Annotated in this window: 15 protein-coding genes; 7 read left to right on the top strand and 8 right to left on the bottom strand. The window is 41.5% G+C overall.

The window, feature by feature from the left end; all coding sequences use genetic code 11:
• Positions 1–64 precede the first annotated feature (64 nt).
• The gene (locus Q4567_RS14910; protein WP_216047568.1) at positions 65–3,175 is read right to left on the bottom strand and encodes an efflux RND transporter permease subunit; all 3,111 of its coding nucleotides are present in this window, start codon (positions 3,173–3,175) and stop codon (positions 65–67) included.
• A 10-nt stretch (positions 3,176–3,185) separates the two neighbouring features.
• A complete protein-coding gene (locus tag Q4567_RS14905) occupies positions 3,186–4,253 on the bottom strand; it encodes an efflux RND transporter periplasmic adaptor subunit (RefSeq protein ID WP_216047569.1) in 1,068 nt (355 codons plus the stop codon).
• Positions 4,254–4,447: 194 nt separating this feature from the next.
• On the opposite strand from Q4567_RS14905, the gene Q4567_RS14900 reads away from it, so the two are divergent.
• Both Q4567_RS14900 and Q4567_RS14895 read left to right on the top strand, forming a co-directional pair.
• On the top strand, positions 4,448–5,134 hold the full coding sequence (locus Q4567_RS14900; protein WP_303500905.1) for an NUDIX domain-containing protein: 687 nt from the start codon (positions 4,448–4,450) through the stop codon (positions 5,132–5,134).
• 101 nt (positions 5,135–5,235) lie between these two features.
• The gene (locus Q4567_RS14895) at positions 5,236–6,999 is read left to right on the top strand and encodes an acyl-CoA dehydrogenase family protein (RefSeq protein WP_303500904.1); all 1,764 of its coding nucleotides are present in this window, start codon (positions 5,236–5,238) and stop codon (positions 6,997–6,999) included.
• A 93-nt stretch (positions 7,000–7,092) separates the two neighbouring features.
• Here the strand turns inward: Q4567_RS14895 and Q4567_RS14890 are convergent, their stop codons facing one another.
• The 3 genes from Q4567_RS14890 to Q4567_RS14880 form a co-directional block, all read right to left on the bottom strand.
• Complete coding sequence (locus tag Q4567_RS14890) at positions 7,093–11,460, bottom strand: ExeM/NucH family extracellular endonuclease (protein WP_303500903.1); 4,368 nt, start codon at positions 11,458–11,460, stop codon at positions 7,093–7,095.
• Between the two features lie 325 nt (positions 11,461–11,785).
• Positions 11,786–12,313: a DUF3016 domain-containing protein gene (locus Q4567_RS14885; protein WP_216047573.1), complete on the bottom strand. Its 528-nt coding sequence runs from the start codon at positions 12,311–12,313 to the stop codon at positions 11,786–11,788.
• 229 nt (positions 12,314–12,542) lie between these two features.
• On the bottom strand, positions 12,543–14,540 hold the full coding sequence (locus tag Q4567_RS14880) for a beta-propeller domain-containing protein (protein WP_303500902.1): 1,998 nt from the start codon (positions 14,538–14,540) through the stop codon (positions 12,543–12,545).
• Between the two features lie 207 nt (positions 14,541–14,747).
• Between Q4567_RS14880 and Q4567_RS14875 the strand changes: the two genes are divergently transcribed.
• The 4 genes from Q4567_RS14875 to Q4567_RS14860 are packed head-to-tail and all read left to right on the top strand — an operon-like array spanning position 14,748 to position 18,000.
• Positions 14,748–15,626, top strand: coding sequence for a MipA/OmpV family protein (locus Q4567_RS14875; RefSeq protein WP_216047575.1), 879 nt, complete (start codon positions 14,748–14,750; stop codon positions 15,624–15,626).
• A 41-nt stretch (positions 15,627–15,667) separates the two neighbouring features.
• Positions 15,668–16,027, top strand: a complete 360-nt coding sequence (locus Q4567_RS14870) for a DUF3019 domain-containing protein (RefSeq protein ID WP_216047576.1) — start codon at positions 15,668–15,670, stop codon at positions 16,025–16,027.
• The gene (locus Q4567_RS14865) at positions 16,024–16,728 is read left to right on the top strand and encodes a response regulator (protein ID WP_216047577.1); all 705 of its coding nucleotides are present in this window, start codon (positions 16,024–16,026) and stop codon (positions 16,726–16,728) included. Before Q4567_RS14870 ends, Q4567_RS14865 begins: the two co-directional genes overlap by 4 nt.
• Before the next feature lie 30 nt (positions 16,729–16,758).
• On the top strand, positions 16,759–18,000 hold the full coding sequence (locus Q4567_RS14860) for an ATP-binding protein (protein WP_252728922.1): 1,242 nt from the start codon (positions 16,759–16,761) through the stop codon (positions 17,998–18,000).
• 34 nt (positions 18,001–18,034) lie between these two features.
• Here the strand turns inward: Q4567_RS14860 and Q4567_RS14855 are convergent, their stop codons facing one another.
• The 3 genes from Q4567_RS14855 to Q4567_RS14845 all read right to left on the bottom strand — a co-directional run bounded on the left by Q4567_RS14855 (position 18,035) and on the right by Q4567_RS14845 (position 19,773).
• Positions 18,035–18,406, bottom strand: a complete 372-nt coding sequence (locus Q4567_RS14855) for a hypothetical protein (protein WP_216047578.1) — start codon at positions 18,404–18,406, stop codon at positions 18,035–18,037.
• Positions 18,407–18,603: 197 nt separating this feature from the next.
• Positions 18,604–19,131, bottom strand: a complete 528-nt coding sequence (locus Q4567_RS14850) for a flavin reductase (RefSeq protein WP_303500899.1) — start codon at positions 19,129–19,131, stop codon at positions 18,604–18,606.
• Between the two features lie 51 nt (positions 19,132–19,182).
• Positions 19,183–19,773 (bottom strand): malonic semialdehyde reductase, encoded by a 591-nt coding sequence (locus Q4567_RS14845; protein ID WP_216047579.1) that lies wholly within the window; start codon positions 19,771–19,773, stop codon positions 19,183–19,185.
• A gap of 335 nt (positions 19,774–20,108) precedes the next feature.
• Here Q4567_RS14845 and rutR point away from each other — a divergent pair, with 335 nt between their 5' ends.
• Positions 20,109–20,786 carry an HTH-type transcriptional regulator RutR gene (gene rutR / locus Q4567_RS14840; protein ID WP_216047580.1) on the top strand — a complete coding sequence of 226 codons (678 nt, stop codon included), beginning with the start codon at positions 20,109–20,111 and terminating at the stop codon, positions 20,784–20,786.
• Positions 20,787–20,916 lie beyond the last annotated feature (130 nt).

Below are 20,916 nucleotides of genomic sequence, written 5' to 3'. Positions count from 1 at the left end.
TCTTAAACACTATCAACAATGTTTTACAGTCTAACCTCAAATGAATTAGTAGACTAATTTCAAACTAAATTGCGTCACCTTTTGTATAAGGTATTTTTTCATCTAGTTCTTCAAGTTCGTGAGCAATTTGCTCTGGAGAGCCTGTGTGTCTAGCTAACCAATAATAAGCAATTGGTACAACGTAAAGCGTCATCAAAGCTGATAACAAAACACCGTAAAAGATGACGATACCAATCACTGCCCTACTCTCAGAACCTGGGCCTGTCGCAACCACTAAAGGAAGTGAGCTGAAAACAGTGGTAAAACCGGTCATCACTATCGGTCGTAGACGTTGAGTTGCGGCTCGTTTTAAGGCCGCTTCAAACTCGATTCCAGCATCACGTAATTGATTGGCAAATTCCACTATCAAAATACCATTTTTGGCCGCCAGCCCAATCAACATCACTAGCCCTATTTGGCTGTAGATATTTAAACTGGCACCTGAAACATAGAGCCCAATGAACGCACCTAACAAGGCCAATGGAACAGTTAACATAATAACCAACGGATGGATCCAGCTTTCAAATTGAGCTGCCAATACTAAATAAGTAATTGCCAGTGCCAAAAGAAACACAAAAATAATCGAACTACCAGTTTCTTTATAAAGTTGAGACTCACCTTTATAGTCTATTGAAACTCCTGTGGGTAACTCAGTTTCAACAATGTTTTCCAAGTAGGCTAACGCTTCTCCTACAGTGTAATCACTGGCTAAATTTGCACTTATGGTCACACTGCGCATACGATTGTAGCGATTTAGTCGAGCCGAAGTGGCTCGTTCTTCGAAAGTCAGTAAGTTATCCATTGGAATAAGTTGATTGGTAGTAGCAGACCTTACGTACAAGTTTTCTATGCTCTGTGGACTCCGGTAATCTTCCTCTTGTCCTTCAAGGATCACGTCATACTCCTGCCCTCGATCCAAATAGGTGGACACACGTCTCTGTCCAAGCATGGTCTCTAAAGTACTACCGATATCTGATATTGAAACGCCAAGATCCGCGGCTCGTTGCCTATCAATGTTAATCAATATTTGCGGCAGAGTTTCTTTGTAATCGGAATCTAAGCGTAGCAATTTTGGATTCTCAGACGCTTTTTCTAATAGTGTATTTCGCCACTTAACTAAATCTTCATATGTATCGCCTTGCAATACAAACTGTACGGGACGACCTAAGCCTCGCCCACCAATACCTGGACGCATTATTGCGAAAGCACGAACATCGGGAATTTGCGATAATTTAACACTCAATTCATCCATTAACTCAAAAGTAGAACGCTCTCTTTCATCGAACGGAACCATACCTATTACAGCACGGCCTGCAGAGCCACCGCCACCTGGTGTACGTACAATAATTCGTTCTATTTCACCTTCACCAAGATATGGCAACAGTAAATCTTCAACCTTCTTTAAGTTGACTGAATTGCTTTCAAAGCTAGCACCTTCAGCACCTTGAAGTGATAGGAAAAAGTTTCCTCGGTCTTCTTTAGGTACAAATTCGCTAGGGATTTTTTGGCTCATTTGCACTAAAGCGACTACGCTAGCGAGCAACATTATTACAATCAAAATTGGCTGATGTAGGGTTCGGTTTAAACTATTATAATAAGCCCCTTCTACTTTCTTAAAAGAATCGTCCATCCATTTCCCGAAACCTGAATTGCGAGACCTTTGTTTCAACAATTTAGAAGATAACATGGGAGATAGCGTTAAGGCTGTAAAGCTAGAAAAAGCCACAGCAGCAGCGATTGCTAAAGCAAACTCGGTAAATAAACGACCTATATTTCCTTCTAAGAAAACAAGTGGCACAAACACAGAAATCAAAACCAATGTGGTTGCTATGACCGCAAATCCTACCTCTTTTGCTCCTCGAAAAGCTGCAAGCAAAGGCGGTTCACCCATTTCTAAGCGACGATAAATATTTTCAATCACCACGATGGCGTCATCTACCACCAACCCGATGGCTAAGACCATAGCCAAAAGCGTCAGTAAGTTAATCGAAAAGCCCAACGCATACATCACGATAAATGCAGCGACTAGGGAAACAGGTACTGTGACCGCCGGAATTAAAGTCGCTCGAATACTGCCTAAAAAGATATAAATAACAAAGACCACTAAGGCCATTGCTACCCCTAAGGTATTGTAAACCTCGTTAATTGACTCATCGATAAATACTGAAGAATCATAGCTTGGAACAATAAAAATATTGTCAGGTAGGCTTTCCGAAATCTCATCAATTGCTTTTCGCGCTTCACGGGCAACTTCCAATGTATTGGCTTTGGATTGTTTGATAATCCCCATACCAATCATGTTGACGCCATCACCACGAAACTCGGATTCATCATCTTCAGCGGCTAGTTCAACAATCGCTATCTCTTTTAATTTGACTAAATAGCCACCAGCACCCACTTTTATGGTTAAATCAGCAAAGTCATCTGGGGTTAGGAAGCTTCTGGCAACACGAACTTCAAAGTCTCGATCATTTGACTCTATTTCACCAGCAGGCAACTCCACATTTTCAGAGCGAATCACTCTTTCTACGTCGGCAACTGTAATCTCTCGAGCAGCCATAGCGTTTCGATCTAACCAAACTTTCATCGCATAGGTGCGGCCACCACCTAATTGAACCCGAGCAATCCCGTTGACCACCGACAAACGATCCACTAAGAATCGATCGGCGTAATCAGTTAACTCCATTACTGACATGTTATCGCTGCGTAAGTTATACCAAACCACAACATCTTCATCAGAATCTGATTTTGACACTTCCGGCGGATCAGCTTGATCAGGTAGATTATTTAGCGCCCGGCTAACTCGCTCACGCACATCATTGGAAGCGGCATCAATATCTCTAGAAAGATCAAACTCAATACTAATGTCTGAACGACCATTACGACTGGTTGAAGTAATATTTTTAATACCTTCAATTCCAGAAATACGGTCTTCCAGCAATTGCGTAATTCGAGTTTCGACAATGGATGCAGATGCGCCAGGATAATTTGTATTTATCGAAACTATGGGTGGATCAATATCCGGAAACTCGCGCAACGATAATAGGCTAATTGCAACTACGCCAAAAATAATTAATAGTAAATTAACAACTGACGCAAAGACCGGACGTTTAACAGAAATATCAGATAAAAGCATGGTAATTCCCCTACAAAGTCGCTTGTTCTAAAAGCGAAACAGAGGAGCCATTAACCAATCGTAATGCACCTTCAGTGACAACTTTCTGACCTTCCTCTAGACCTGATAGAATCTGCACAAGACCAGGACGTCTCATGCCTACTTTTACTTCTTTTAATATGGCTTTATCGCCTTCGATGACAAACACAAACTGTTTATCTTCGTTGGGAATAATCGCTTTTTCAGGCACCACGATAGATTTTAAAACTTGTTTTTGTAAATTTATTTGTAACAACATTCCGGGACGTAACTTTAAGTCTGGATTGTCAATTAGTGCTCTAACTTGAATTGAGCGCGTATTAGCATCAACTCGTGAATTCACACTCCTAATTTCACCAATAAAGACTTCATTTGGATAAGCAACTGAAAGTGCCTTTACCTGTTGTCCTTCAGACAATGACGGTAAATGGCTTTCAGAGATATTAAAGTCTACTTTCACTTTACGTAGATCATCCAAGGTTGTAATAACATCACTGGGTGTAACGTAGGCACCGACACTCACCATACGAATACCTAACTTACCGGCAAAGGGTGCTTTTAAGGTCAATTCAGATAGCTGTGCATTGGCCACTTCAATTTGAGCAATTAGGGTGTTTACTTTGGCCTGCTGTTCATCTAATAATTGCTGCGAAGCCACACTACTTTTGGCCAGGTTCACTATTCGTTTCAACTGTCTTTGAGCTTCTTGTAAATTAATATTTAGCTCATTCAATCTAGCCTGCTCTTCTCTATCATTCATGCGCATTAACAGCTGACCTTTTTTAACAACATCGCCATCATCAAAGTACAGTTCTTGGATAACATCTGACTCCAACGGAGTAAGCGAAACCGCTTCATTTGCTCTGGCCGTACCCAATGCTTCAACGATGACAGGAAAATCTGTTCTTAAAACTTCAAAATAGGCCACGGGTGTTGCCGTTCTTCCTTTACTAGCAGTCTTTTCTTGCTCACTAAAACCTGGATAGTTTAAGAAAACAAGCAGGCCAATAAGGGCAAGCGTGGCTATCAATACTGGTGATAGCATTGTTTTTATTGTCATGAATAGTTCCTGAATAATATAGTGTGTTTAATCTAAGCAGTTATTATTTGGCGTAATAAAGTAGTAAACTGCTGGTAGAGAAATTATTCAACTTAAACTCGGGATAAAAAGTGTTTATGCAAAATAAATTAAATAAACAATTCAATCCGTTATCCACAGTCGCTCGACTTCAAATGAGTGAATAACGATCGATTATGAAATTTTTGCGGATAGCACGGCGTTTTTTTGAAAGTAATAACTGGCTATTACTAAAAAACACAACGACGCTAGGCTCAAAAACAGCGTTATCAAAAAACGCTCCTTATCCTGAGTTCAGGTTAGCCAATATTGTACCCTCTATTGTGAAAAATAAATTAGTCATCTACCTAGCAATATCGTCATTCTGTCTTACATCTTGCAGCGAAACGCCCCCAAGCGATCCAGTTTGTCGAGTAGATGAATCCGAATACCCACAACAAACCGCAAACGCAGCCTGTCTGATAAGGTTAGGTGACAAGTTAGTAACCGTAACTCATCGGCTTAGTGGCAAACTAGATTTACCTAGTGGAACATCTGATAACCTTGAGTCAGCCAAATGCACTGCACATAGAGAAACATGGGAGGAAACCGGCTTTAATGTTGAGGTTCGCCAGTGGCTAGGTACAAGTGCCAATGGAATGCGTTTTTACGAATGTAATTTGGATGCAAATTTTGATGATAGTTTTGTCGAATTTCCAGTACCAGAATGGGCCAGTTTAGAGGTGGTTTCTATCCAATTAGTGGATCCCTATGCAACCGAGTTCAATCAATGGCGTTTCCCAGAGCAGTTGACTGCGGTCCGCGATATGTTTAATAAAGTAGAAGATTCTGCGGTACCACCCCAACCTGCGCACATTAAATAATAATCTATTACTATCTGTAATTTAAATTTTGGCCGCTGAACCTGTATACTTCACCCAACAACTGGTCTGAACAGTTAAATTAACCAAAAGGGTGAAAATATATGCCGCAATACACAGCTCCCATAACAGACATGCAATTTCTTTTGCACGACTGGTTGAAATTAGAAGATCATTATTCGTCTTTAGGTCTTCAAGACTTCGACAAGGACTTAGTAAATGAAATACTTAGCCAAGGCGCTAAATTTGCTGAGCAGGCTATCGCCCCTCTTAACCGTGAAGGTGATGAACAAAGCTGTAAGCTGGAAGACGGCAAAGTAACCACACCTGATGGTTTTGCAGCTGCATATCATGAATATATTGCTAATGGCTGGAATGCCATGCTCGGGAACCCTGAGTACGATGGTCAAGATCTTCCCCATACCATGGCAGTGCCAGTTCAGGAAATGCTTTGCTCAGCGAATATAAGCTGGCGTTTAATCAGCATGTTAACCGAAAGTGCCGTTTTAGCGATTAACAAACACGGTGATCAAGCATTAAAAGATACTTATCTTAGAAAACTTATTTCTGGCGAGTGGACGGGCACTATGTGTTTAACTGAACCACAAGCCGGTACCGATTTAAGTTTATTATCGACTAAAGCCGAACCTCAAGAAGACGGTAGTTATAAAATTACCGGTAATAAAATCTTTATCTCCGGTGGAGATCAAGAGTGGACCGACAATATTATTCACCTTGTACTGGCCAGATTGCCTGATGCTCCTGCGGGTGTAAAAGGTATCAGTTTATTTGCAGTTCCTAAAATCATGGTCTCTAATAACGGCGAACTGGGCGAAGAAAACTCACTTTCTGTGGGTAGTTTAGAAAAGAAAATGGGGATAAAAGGCTGCCCAACCTGTGTAATGAATTTTGACCAAGCAACAGGCTTTATTGTAGGTGCGCCTCATAAAGGGCTAGCATGCATGTTTACCATGATGAATGACGCTCGTTTTCAGGTTGGATTACAAGGTTTAGGTATTGCCGAAGGCTCTTATCAAGGTGCCCTCGCCTACGCCCGTGACCGTTTACAATCAAGAGCCCCTCAATTAGTGCAGAATCCAGAAGGCAAAGCCGATCCAATCATGGCTCACCCTGATGTACGCAAAATGCTGCTAACCCAAAAATCGCTTACCGAAGGTTGTCGTGCTTTATCCTTCTTGTACGCCAGTCAAATGGATATCGAGAAAAATGCAAGGGATGAACAAAGTAAACGGGACGCCGACAATGTAGTGGCTTTTTTAACCCCAATAGCAAAAGGTTTTATGACTGATGTGGGCCAAGAAGTCAGTAACTTAGGGGTTCAAGTATACGGCGGTCACGGCTTTATCCGCGAATGGGGGATGGAACAATACGTACGAGATAGTCGTATTACCCAGCTATATGAAGGAACTAACGGTATTCAAGCTGCCGATTTAGTCGGTCGAAAATTGTCGCGGGATAACGGCGACATGTTAGCTGCCACCTATAGCGTTTTTGAAAAAATGGTGGATGACATTGCCGATCCTAGTGATCAAGCAAAAGCAAAATCTATTTTGCAAGAATGGCATCAACTGTCATTGCAGGTTAAACAGCAATCGGCTGTAGATTTGGCTGGTGCAGCTTACGACTATATGAACTACAGTGCATATTGTTTGTTAGGCGTTCTTTGGTTAAGTATGGCCGACAGTGCTTCACACAGTCTAAACCAGTCTATTCAACAAGGGAAAAAAGCGACCTGTGATTTTTACTTGAAACGTATTTTACCCCGTAAAGAAGTGTTTAAAGTGAATTTACTTGAAGATGCGAAAGACTTAATCGACGTTGCAGATAATTTATTTGATTATCAATAAACGAGATAACTGTATTTATCTACTGATTTAAGCAGCCCATAAAAAAACCGGTAAAACTGACGTTTTACCGGTTTTTATTTATGTAGGTTTTAATTAACGAGTTGAACAAGCTCTACGTGTACATAAGCTGCGAATGGCAGATACATCACGACTGTCAAGCAAACCGTCATTATTATAATCATGCTCAGCTAATGTAGCTTCGCCGCGTTGAATTAATATCATTAGCGCACGCATGTCATAATAGTCTACGTCCATGTCACCATCCAAGTCACCTTGTACCGCTGGAGACTCAAGCTCAAAGCTGATCATCACTGGATCGTGATCTGATACTCTAAATGCATCATCCGAGTAGAAATCGTTGATTTGAGCATCTGATTTGTATTCAACATTATAATCAAGAGCAAAAGGTTCATCAGCGTTGATATGCCATTCAATGGTATCGACTGCTTGGGCTAACAAACTTTCACTTGCTAAAGCGTGATCTAAATAACCAAATTCACCACTGAAAGTATATGAATAGGCTTCAGCACCTTGGAATGTTTCAACCAAGTTTACAAAACCTTGGCTTTCAAGAGCTGCAATAGGATCTTCTTTTGCGTAAGCATTCAAGTCGCCAATGATTAACACGTTTTCTTTGCTAGACAACGACTCTTCAGTGGCTAACCAGCTGGTTAAGGCTAAAGATTGTTGTGTACGTTTAGCATTGTAACAACCTTGGCCGTCACCTTGGTCTGCATCATCACCAGTTGCGCTACCACATCCTTTAGACTTAAAGTGATTTACCACAACAGTGATATCCGCACCATTTGCAGCAGTAAATGATTGCGCGACAGGAGGACGATTGAAAATACTATCGAAGTTGATTTTCACCTCACCATCTAGCGAGACACTAGCAGGCTTGTACAGCATGGCTACAGCGATAGCATCAGTACCTATTTCACCAGAATAACTGACGAAGTCATAAGTACCTTCACCCATAACAAGGTTTAAACGCTCAGTTAGCTCAGCAATCATACTGAACTCACCAAAACCGTCATTCTCAATTTCCATCAAACCAACGATATCCGCATCCATGGTAGATATAGCTGCAACTGTTTTGGCAATTTGACGCTCATATTCGAACAACGAATCAGCACCGCGCTCCGTAGGGAAGCCGCCGCCTTGACCGTCACCATTAAACAAGTTCAATACGTTTAAGCTAGCCACAGTCACGTTTCCGCGAGTAATAGTGGGCTCAGATTCACGCTCATTTGAATTTACAATTGTAGGTGTTTCAACCGGATGAATTCGGAAGTTACTGAAACTGTAATCCAAAGCCCCCTTAATATTGACTACCGTATCACCAGTACGCAATGTATTTAGCGCCGAAAGGTTACCCTCAGGGTAAATAACCGTTTCTGGATTTTGTACATCTAAACCATCATCCATAACAATGTAGTTAAGTGCATTTTCTTCAGCTAACGCAATAGCTTCTGGTGAAAGTGGTGTATGAACATTAGTTGGGTTATATAGTCTGCCAAAGGACAAACCAACTTCGCCGAAACGGGCCAATGTGTAGGTATCTGTTACCGTCAGCGGAGATTCGTTAACCACCAACATATTTTCTAATGATTCAGCATCAAGAGAACTACTAAACGGCATAGTAAAGGCAGTTGGCGTTACACTACCTGTGCCACATGCCAAATAAGCAGAAGATACATTTAGTTGTGTACGACCAAAGTTTTCAGCTACGGTGCCGATTAGACGAACCACATTTCCCATCTCAGGTAATGCATCAGTATCGTAGTAACTAACGTAAATACCTTCAGATGTAGCTGAGTCAGCGTCTGCGTCAAAATCTTCCTCTTGTACGTAGAAACCACCAAAGTCAGCCGTTACCGAAGTGACTACAGCTTCAACTATATGCTCTTGTCCTTCTAGAGGCGATGCAAAATCATTACCTTGAATTTCGCTAATCAGAGTCGCTGGATCAGTACAAACACCAATTTCAGGTATTTCGTCAACAGGGTCATCTCCGCCACCGCCATAGGTTTTACCATCAGGACCAGAACCTGGTGTTCCATAGTCACCACTACCAAACGTCGCTGTTGATTCGGCAACCCAGTTGTCACCAACGTTGTTATCCAGACTTGCTGAAACTAACGTCATAGAAGCACCATTTGGATCTGGGAATGCTGGTCCGCCATCGTATTCAACAATATCTTCGATATCACCATTAGGGCGCACTAATACGACTTCATCACCACCATTTGCTGCGGTAAACCCACTATATTGATACAGAACATCCATGCCACCATTGGTCTCAGAATCACTATTGATAGCTAAAACCGCATAAGTACCAGCTGGCACATATACGTCGCCAACGATAGTGTGTGAATCAAAGTCATTATCACGTAACACCCAACCATTTAAGTTAGCTGCAATAACGCCAGTATTGAGTATTTCAACATATTCGCCATTTGCATCACTTACCGCACTCGGATTTTGCATAATCTCGGTGATAACTAAACTAAAGCTTGCATCACCTGTACCTGGTGTACCTGAGTCGGAGCTACCATAGAAGTTAGTAGTGTCTTCTGCCCATTTAGTGCCTATGTTGTTGTCTCCATAGAGGTCAACTAGATACATAGACGCGCCATTTGGATCAGGGAAAGTGTCACCATCATCATAAGCTATCTCGTCGATGATATTGCCTTCAGGATCAACCAGAACTATCTCGTCATCACCGTTTGCCAATGCCATAGAACCACCATAGGCATAAGCCAAAGTAATTCCGCCATTTACTGATGTATCTGCATTCTTACCTAGTACGGCATATTCGCCCACACCGATAAACACATCTTGGTCTACAACAAATGAATCTGAACCATCGTCACGAATTGTCCAACCATTTAGGTTAATCACTTGCGTACTGGTATTAAGTACTTCAAACCATTCACCGTATGAATCACCTACCGCACTCGGATTTTGCATGATTTCGGTAATCACTAACGCGTTAGCTTCTACTGAACCAGTTTCAACGGGATCTTCGCCGTCGTCACCGCCACCATCATCACCACCACCATCATCGTCTCCACAGACTTCAGCAGTGTATAAGGTTGCAACCCATTCAGGGTGATCAATATAGGGGTTACGGTTGCCTTGGTACTCGTAAATGGTTTCGTTACGTTGTTGCTCTAAAGCGTCAACTGGATCACCATTGTGCCATTCAATCAAACGGCAAAGTCTGCCAAGCTGTGCTTCACCGACACTAGTCAAACCATTACTTAATAATAAATCAGGTGTAAGGTCACCTAACCCTTCATAACGTGTGTCCATATAAAACATCATACGGGCCACATCACCTTTGACTTCATCTCTTGGTTCAAAAGAATCACCGTCAACACTATTACTAGGTGCTTCCGCTAGCGGTGTATCACTATTGTCAAAATCTAGGTTGCCGCGAGAACTATTGACTGAAATATCAGAAGGACGTAAATGATGGATATCTGTATAGGCTTCATAATCACGATCCGGGAAGCCATGGCTATTAGGCCAAACGTGTTCACGGTTCCAATTATCAGGGTTAGAGCTTTGTTCTGCACTACCGTTTGACAATTTAGCCAGTGAAATACCTTTATAAATAAGTAGCACGTTATCTGCATTACTTGGATCTTCATCAGACTCCGTTAAAGCGGTCCAGACTTGATCATAAGTAAGCACACGATGATCAGTAGAGATAACATCAGTCAATGCCGATTTAATCATTGTAGAAGTAGAACCATTCTCCACTTCAGTAATAACAGTTGCATAATAACTGGCGTCATTAAACTCTGCGGCATCGGCAACTTTATCTAAATCTGGGCAGTTAAAACAAACGCCTTCTAGGCTGCCTGTATCATCACCGCCACCGTCATCGCCGCCGCCATCATCGCCACTGCCAAACGTTTGCCCAGTGTTAACTGCACCAAAGGTATTTGCCGCTGCACTTTGCCACGCAAAGTCACCGTCATCAGTGCCTGAACCAGACAACTGTAACGAATCACCAACAGCCGTACTGCCGCTTTCGGAAACGCCAATATCGGTAGGGGTCATTCCATCCGCTGCACCACCTACGGCATCAAATGTGCCTTCGTAGCTAATAAATTGAACAACAGTATTACTACTATTTACTAATGCAATTGCGTCAGGGCCGTTTTGAATACCGTTTGAAGGATAAGAAACTGCTACTGTACCAAAACCGTCTTGCTGATTGGGTATGCTGCCATTTAGAGAAGTGGTTTGGTAAACTGAACCATTACTTCCGTTATAAAATACTAAACTCCATCCGCTTAAGTCAGTGTCTGTCGGACCTGCAATTTCTATTGCTTCGCCGGAATCAGTACTGACATTATCGTAATGAAGTTCGTTGATGAATACGCTTTCTGCATGCGCGAAGGATGCACACACAAGCGCCAGCAACGCTGGATACTTAATTTTCATAGCCTCTCCTAACCTGAGTACTTCAAATGCCATTTAATGGCTTATAATTAGTTATTTTTTGGGGCGTAGCCCTTTTTATTAGTGGTCGGATGGTATTGCCATTGTGTGACATTCAAATGACAAACTGTACCTTTTTCCGGCATCGATATTGTCAGAAACAGGTTAGTAATTCAACGAATTAAAAAGGCATGGAGACGCTTGAAGGGTAAATATATTTCACCGCGAAAATAATGAAATCATTGTTTCATATTGATTTTAAAGGGTTATTCAAATAATAAACCTGAACAAATGGTCAGAAAAAAACCGCCAATTGGCGGTCTTTTTTTCATTTTTTGGCGATTAAATCCGGAAATTCATCGTTAAACCAATCTTCAATCATTTTTTTCTCATACTTTAAAGAATCGTTTTTAAAGCGAATCGTCGAGTGATCCATAAAACTCATATCTTTAAGGTTAACCTCATCAGCAGAATGCAGAACTTTACCCTTAGTATCTATTAATGAGTACGAAAACGTCATCCGCGGAATGTCGATTTGTTTTACGACTCTAACTTCGCCTCCGGCATTGCCCATTCCTACGAAAGATGAAGGCCATACTTCTCCCGCCAAATCCAAATTAGTAACAGTCATGGTTAATTTTTGGCCGTCCGGCAGATCTTCGGCTAATTCAGTAATAAATTCCTCAAGTTTGCTAAAAGTCTGCTCTCTGAATTTAGTGCGCGATTGCAGAGTGGGTTTAACATCGCGGAACTCTTTCGGGTTTTCCCATGTAATTTCCACATCGGCTTTTGCATAACTGAAACACGAGACCGTTGTTGCGACAGTTGCAATCAATGCTAATGACAGGTTTTTCATTGTTAATCCCCTTTGTTTAAATTAAAAGCCAGCTTAATTACAGTTTAGGCTGACTATTATGAACAGCCACTGAATAGCACTATTGTAACTAAGAAGCCCAGCATAATTCATCGTGTATATTGTAGACAGGTAAACTATCTAAAATGTTCCCGAATAAAAAAGAGCCGTCACAATAGAGACGGCCCCAAAGGCCTAGTGCCCTAATTCTTAGAGCTTTAAATGGACGGCCTTAAAAAGGTCCTGAAACTGCACTTGGATTTGCCCACAGTGCTTGCCAAACTTGATTTCCTCGGAAGTAATATACATATTCCCCTTGAATAACGCTGCGATCTTCACCTGAAAAGATATATTCCGCACTGTCATTATCAGCTTTGACATTCCCCAGCCATTCTAATTCTGGTGATACATCCTTCGTTTCAACCGAAAACAACATCAAACTATTCTGTGGCACATCCACCACATTGTCATTGCTGCTTACATCAGTTGAAGATTTAAGTTTTTCCACTGGGAAAGCGAACCGATAGAAACCATCCGCTTCCAATACGCTCAGCGCTTTGTAATTGAATTCCACAGGCGTAAATGCATCCGCAGCAATAATGGATGTCAGCTCAATTGGGTTAGCCGCATCACGAATATCAAATAAGCTCACTTTCATTCCATTTGGCTCCACAGGTGGTGGAGAAAGCATCACCTGCGCACTGTTTTCAACTAGCGTTGCATCACCGTTACTGGGCAAGTCATCAAGCTGGACTTGTTGGCCAACTCCCAGTAATAAACCATTTTTGAGGGGATGCAAATAACTTGAAAAACCAGGAATTTCTAGGCTACCAGCGATGAAAGGTGCGCTATTATCACTTAAATCAATAATATAAAGCGGATCGATTCGTTCAAAGGTAACTATATATGCTTGCTCATCGATAAATCTCACCGCGTATATATCTTCTCCGGGTTTGCCAATCGCTTGCGGTTGATTTTCATTAGGTAAACTTGCAATAGTCGTCAACTCATTGCCACTTTGAGCTAAGACCGTCAGTTGATGAACTGCAGGAGAAACCGAATTATCAGTGGTTATTACTCGTAAGTAGCCATCACTTTCATCAACCTTAAATAAGGGATCACTTCGCCAGCTCAACACACCATCAACAGCGCCCGATGCCTGATAGCTCATATTCTCTAAACTAATTTTATGAAACGCTGTTTGTTGCCCTTCAATACTGCTTGCTAAGTACATAGATTGCTCTGACATATAGAGCATATAAGCTTGTACGCTCATGCAGATAGATTGTTGATCAGTTGGGTCATCTATATTGATTCTAGTCACCGTTAATATCTGAGCAAAACCATCATCCTCTGTAGCGGCTTCAGGAACATAACACTCAGCCATAAGGTTCATTGCCATTGATTGACCATTGATATCAACACGGGGCATTACAGCGTCACTGGAAACACCAATAACGTTCTGATAATTCGCTAGTTTCTCCTCATCTGTAGCGGCATACGGTTGAAGGCCGTCAATATAGGGGACATAACTACTGGCCACATATAATTGGTTATCAATTCGACGGGTTGATAGTAACGAGCCATCAAATGTCAGGAGGTTTTCAGCCAGAGCGTTGTGCGGATCACTAACATTAAAAAATTGCACGCTGAATTTCTGTTCAACGGGTTCCCAAGGAGCAATACTGATGAAATCGATGGGATAGACCGGCATAGTAGAACTTATCGCGACTAAACGTTTTTGATGTAGATATATGCCAATAATGTCGTCACTCTCCTGTGCTAACGGAATGTTTGGGAGACTTGTTAGCGTGTCGTCCTGATTTCGTTGGATAACTCGAATATCGGCTGGACTTTGATTTGCAGATGACCAAATAGGATAGTTTGCCAAATAGAAAGTTTCACCATCGTATTTAATTCTATCGGCCTCATCGACACCACTTTCTACGGTATTAGTTGTGGAATAAGGGCTACTGCCGATACTCGGGCTCGCCACATCCCCCCCAGCGGTGTAATCAGACTCACTTAATGATGCGGCATAAATGCCATTTTTTATATAGCGCTCAGTTTTCCCCGAGTCTTGAACTAAGGCACCGACAAAACCACTGGGTTGATTGACTTCAGGCGGTTTGTTTTCAGTCACTTTTGTGTCCGTCCCACTGCCTCCACCGCACGCCCCTAATAGTAAGGCGGCAAACAAAGAAGACATTGCAGCTTTATTTCCATACATAGCACACACCTTTCTTTCAAACTTTTAATATCTATACCATTACTGATTTAATCCTAGTAACTGGAGTTGTTATTTTCTATTAAGAATTGACAATAATTGTGAATATTTGTAACCCTACGATGTAGGTTTGCAAAAGGTCTGTTAACCTTTCAATATTGAGCAAATATTTGCTCAACAATATTGTGCTAGCTGAAGGTCGAGAATGAGGTGTTAAAACACTGTCTAATATGCGTTATCTTTTTCATTGCAACTGGCTATGCGAGCCCGTTATTAGGCTGTGAAACATCCAAAAATTGCATACAAGAAGAAGAATGGGATATAGGTGTCGCCTTTGGTATAGGCGTTCGTTCTAATCCATTAGTTGATGGCGATAACTTCCCTAACGTTATATTGTTCGATGTGGCTTGGTATGGCGAACAGTTTTACTTTGATAACGGAGAAATCGGTTATCAGTGGCAACAAACCGAAAAGACCGGCATTGAAACCTATCTAACCCTTGATCGAGAAAAAACTTTTTTCGAACTCTGGCATCCTGGCAATGTAACTGTGCCCGCCGCATTTCCTTCCTCGCCCTCCATTGAGCCTCCAAACAAAGACACAGATGGTGACCTAACCTCCGAGGACGCTAGACTCTCAGTTGACGAAATCAGCGGTCGAAGTTGGGCAATTAATTTCGGTACTCGATTCCATTTTTATAACGGTAATCACGAAATCAGTTTTTCTATCGAAACCGATGCGAGCAACGTGCATCAAGGTCAAAAGGCCAATCTTTCTTATCAATATTACTGGGTTGGCGATAACTGGCAGTTTATGGTGCGCCCTAGCATAGTTTGGAAAAGTGCTAACTTAGCAAACTATTATTATGGAATTGATAAAAAAGACACTGCGAATCCGAACTATCACTATCAAGTATCTTCTGGGCTGCAACCCGGTATATCACTTTTGTATACTAAAAAACTCGATGAAAATTGGCACTGGATAGCCAATGCCGCCTATCGCAAACTGCATACTTCAATGATTAATAGCCCTATTGTAGAAGAAAACAATGTGACCAATTTGTTTGTTGGTTTGGGGCGGCGTTTTTGATGAATCAGTGCTGCTGCAAATTCAAAACTGGCTATTTACTGATGATGGTGTTGACAATAATTGTCGGCATACCAAAAGTATGGGGGGCGGTACCCAGTTGGAGTGTTCAGCCTAAAGTATGCATTGTGGAAAACTTAGGTGACACCTGCGAAATGGCATTAACACTTAATTTTCAGAATTTACAACCAGGAACCTACTGCTATTATCAAGATCAAACGCGGTTAAGTTGCTGGTCAGGAACGGCGCAACAAAACACCCTTGTAATTCGTTTCAGCGAAGATACTGTATTATATCTCAAGTCTGAAAATGGTACTGTCATTCTGTCCCATGAAATGGATATTAAAGCCAGAGCTAGCAAAAAGCAGGTTAGACGGGTTAGGCAACCTTGGAGTCTATTTTGAACAAACGCATTTTATTGATTGAGGATGACAAACGCTTAAGCCAATTAATGGCTAATTTTCTGAACCAGCAGGATTTTGAAGTCCATTGTTTATACGACTCCTTAAAGTTGGCTCAAAGCATGGCAACATTCGAACCTGACATTATTATTCTCGACATCATGTTGCCTGGCGAAGATGGTTTCGAGTTGTGCAAAAAATTACGCAAAACCTTTAGCGGACCTCTGTTGTTTGTGACCGCGAAGAGCTCCGACTTCGACCAAGTGTTGGGATTAGAACTCGGTGCAGACGATTACGTTATTAAACCAGTAGAACCCCGCGTGCTGTTAGCGCGCATAAATGCATTATTAAGGCGCAGTGACACACACAACAATGAAGCGATGCAACAAACTGACGAATTGCATTTTGGGCAGTTGAGAATCAACCGCAATTCTCGACAAGTATTTTTGTCAGACGAATCGATTCAACTGACCAGTCACGAATTCGATATGCTGTGGAAATTAGCTACCAACCCATCCAAACTCGTGGAACGAGAAACCTTATACAGCGAGTTAATTGGCAGAGAGTATGACGGTTTAGACAGATCCGCTGATGTGCGCATTTCCCGATTACGTAAAAAACTTCGGGATAACCCACAAAACCCCTACAAGATAAAAACAATTTGGGGGAAGGGATTTTTCTTTGTGCCTGATGCTTGGGAATAGTGCAAATTTGGAAAATCATCCAGCCATAATATGACCCGTTTATTTTTAAGTTTATATCTATTTATTGCGCTATCCCTTGTAGCACTGAGTGCTTTGCTCAATCATGTATTTTTTAATGACGACGCGTTAAATCAAGGAGACGCAGCCATTGTAGATGCATTGACGGCTTTGCATCAACGTGGTGGCATCTCTGCCAATGATTTAGACAAACAAATATTCTCAGTATCAACTTTGAACACCGCTGATATGGCTTGGAATTCTGAAGAACTTGCTAAATTGCAACAGAAATTACCCGTGGTCTTATTCGACCGCCAAAATGGCACTCAAATTTACTTCCTAACACCACCATCTAAACTGATCGAAATTAGCTTGCTACACAATCAAACAAGCACCAGTAAATACGTCTTATACAGCGGTTTATTTTTCTTTTTACTGGCAGGGTTAATTGCACTGTGGTTATGGCCATTATGGAAAGACCTGCTTCAGTTGAAACAAACGGCGACTCGGATTGGACCCAGTGGTGAATTTCCACCGATAGATGTTGAACGAACCTCGGTTGTTTACCCAATCGCCATTGCATTAAACGATTTAGGCAATCGAGTGCGCGAACTGTTAAATACACAAAGAGAGTTAACAGGTGCAGTTGCTCACGAATTCAGAACACCATTGTCTCGCCTAAAATTTGCAATCGCGGCCCAGGATTATGATCAATCTGGCCCTTGGAGCGAAATGAATAAAGATATTGATGAATTGGAAAAATTAGTGCAAGAAATGTTGAGTTACACCAGCATGGAAGTGCAAGAGCCAGAGTTGAATATATCCGAGATCCCACTTTTAACATTGTGCAAACAACGCATCGAATATTTACAAAAAAGTAGCCAGCCGCAAGTCAGTATTCAATTTATTGGCTCAGATCTTACCATTTTGGGAGACGAACACTTTATTGAACGAGTAATAGACAACCTATTTAATAATGCCAACAGATACGCTAACTCAATCATAAGAATAGTGGTTTGCAAACACCCACGGGGCGTATTATTGCGCATGGAAGATGACGGATTAGGCGTACCTGAAATCTATCAAAAGCGTATCTTTGAGCCCTTTTTCCGTCCTGATAATAGCCGTGATAGGAAACGTGGAGGAGCCGGTTTAGGCTTAGCAATTATTAAACGGATAATGCATTGGCATGATGGTGAATGCTGGGTTGAAAATGCAGATTTAGGCGGTGCTGGTTTCTGTCTTCTATTTAAATCCGCACCGCAGATCAAATAGTTGAGCGATTAAATATCCAGAGTCGCTTAAAACACTAAGATGATTCGCTCACATCTAATAAAGTTGAATTACTAATGGTGTGACAAACCAGCTCTAAATTCGAACCATTAACGTAGGGATTTATTTCCCGTTGTAGACAATATTTAGCGTGGAAATTAACGAGGTTTTCAGAACTATCGGTAATTTGAAGTATGTAATCACGTTGAAAATCGCGCATCTGTTCCGTATAGGGCGCTAGCGCATAACGCACATCATTTAGTTGCGTTTTTTCCATTTTCATCGATATTTCAGTCATTAATTGGGATAAATCATTTTGGATATCAGCCAGCAAATACTGCGCGAACGACGAACGTAGCGTCATCACTAAAATCACAACTTCTGCTAAAACAATTAAATACCTAAACATACTTTCACATCTAAATAAGACAAAATTAAGCCTTAAGTCAAAACCAAGGGCTAACTTAGACTAATAGGTCTATTTAATGAAGCGCTGAGTATTATCTAAGTCTATACAAAAGTCTTGCAACTAATACCAATGCAAACAGTCAATTAGCAATCAGCGCTGACAACCCTGATAGAAAAAAGGAAAACTGACAGTTGCTATTAATCTTGTAAATGATGATACCCGCGTTGGTAATACACCAGCGCCCCAGCCGTTTCATCCCGTTTAACGGCTACCACTTCACAGAAGAAGACATCGTGTGTGGCAACACTTTGAATATGAGTCACTTTACAGTCAAAGCTCACTGCCGCATCAGCGAGCACAGGTGAGCCCGTTTTCAGTGTCTCCCATTTCCCGACTGCAAAACGGTCTGGCATTGTTGCCTTACCACCGAATATATTAGACAGTTGTTCATGGCCTTCGGAGAGTGTATTTATTGCTAAGTAAGGACTATCAACAAATGCACTATGTACTGATGTACTGCGATTTAAACATACTAATAATGTCGCCGGGCTATCACTTACACTGCATACAGCAGTTGCGGTAAACCCCACATCTCCACTGACAGTAGATGTCGTTACTACGTTCACAGCACCGGCTAAACTTGCCATACTATCTCTAAAACACTCGGGGCTAATGCAAGATATCCCTTCAGATTGTGAAGATAACTGTTGTGTATCTGGTTCCACTGGACCACTCCTAAGTACATTTGCCTTTAGCTGGAGAGTAAAGCCAAAGGACTATAAAATTTTACAAGCTTCTTCAAACCCCAAACGCGGAAGTCGCTTATGCACTTTTGTGCCATCGCCGTATCCTAAGTTAATCAAGAAATTCACTTTCCACGTACTGTTTTCGAAGAAAATTTGATTCAGTAGTTCAGGATTAAACCCTGACATTGCCCCTGTGTCTAGCCCTAGCGCTCTGGCAGCACTAATTAAATAAGCGCCTTGTAGCGAACTATTGCGCATAGCGGTTTCATAGGCTGCATCAGGGCTGGATGTAAACCAACTGCGAGCATCAGCATAGGGGAATAATCTAGGTAGCTGTTCATAAAATTCACTATCGTATGCAACAATGACGGTACAGGGTGCGCTCATTGTTTGTTCCACATTGCCCTTAGATAAAGCAGGTTTTAGTTTTTCTCTAGCCTCATCAGAGCGAATAAATACAAAACGAGCAGGACTACAATTTGCCGAGGTTGGGCCCAACTTAACTAGGTCATATAACTGCAACAATAATTCTTCAGGTATGTTTTGGTCTTGCCAAGCAGTGTGAGTATGGGCATGAGTAAATAATTGCGCTAACGCGGTGTCATCTAATTGGGTTGTCATGTTTTTAAATTCCAAAAATGGGTTGGGTTAAAGGCACTTCACATTAAGCTTCTATTTAACATCCATTCAAATGGTGATTGAGGGGTTAAAATAAACGCTGACTAAACTCATCAGTTTTATACTCTACACCTATGTTAGGCATAAACAAAAAAACTGTCATTTGGCATCTGTCATTCCACCAGCTTGCAGTTTAGAAGCTGCACAAAGTGCTAAACATAAGAACTACAATTAGGCTAATTATTAAAAATTACAAACTCTTGGGATTGCTTAATTTCTCAATCTTGGTTAAAACATAGTGGACAGGGAATAAACTAAAATGGGATATAAGTAGACATATGAGTTCAACATTAGTGAAAAAAACACAAAAAAAGTCGAAACGTGTCTCAAGCCCCAAAACGCAAAGTAAGCGTACTGAAGCAAAACGCAATAAACGAAAAGTGATAATGCAAGCGGCCCTCGACTTGTTTTCGAGTAACGGTGTGCACGGCACAAGTGTTGAACAGATCGCAGACTTAGCCAAAGTATCGAAAACAAACTTACTCTACTATTTTGCCAGTAAAGAACAGCTTTATGTGGAGGTAATTCAGCAATTATTAGACGTTTGGTTAATGCCGCTACAGGGGTTTAATTCAGAGCAAGATCCCATCGAAGCCATTTCGAATTATATCGAAGTAAAATTAGCTTTATCTCGCGACAACCCCAAGGAATCTCGTTTATTTTGTATGGAAGTAGTGCAAGGTGCTCCGCTTTTGTTCAATCAACTCGAATCACCACTGAGGGCAATTGTTGAAGCCAAAGTTCAAGTTATTTCAGGTTGGATTGAAGCAGGTAAACTGGCGCCAATCGATCCCTATCATTTAATTTTCAGTATTTGGGCAACAACCCAACACTATGCTGATTTCCGTGTGCAAGTGGAGGCTGTAACCGGTCAAAATTTAGACGACCCGGAATTTTTTGCGTCGACCTTAAATAACATTCAGTCTATTGTTCTTAACGGGGTGCGACCTAAATAGGGTTGAATCGATAAAAAAACCAGTTAATTCATTGATCCAGATTAACAACTAGCGAGCAGTCTGTGCGATAATAGGGGGATTAATTACTAACCTATAGAAATTTCGAATTCGCCGGAGTTTCTAGCAGTCC

The sequence above is a fragment of the Aliiglaciecola sp. 2_MG-2023 genome (assembly GCF_030548145.1).
GTDB lineage: Bacteria > Pseudomonadota > Gammaproteobacteria > Enterobacterales > Alteromonadaceae > Aliiglaciecola > Aliiglaciecola lipolytica_A.
The sequence above is the reverse complement of the archived record's forward strand: the minus strand, read 5'-3'. Positions and strand labels throughout refer to the sequence as shown.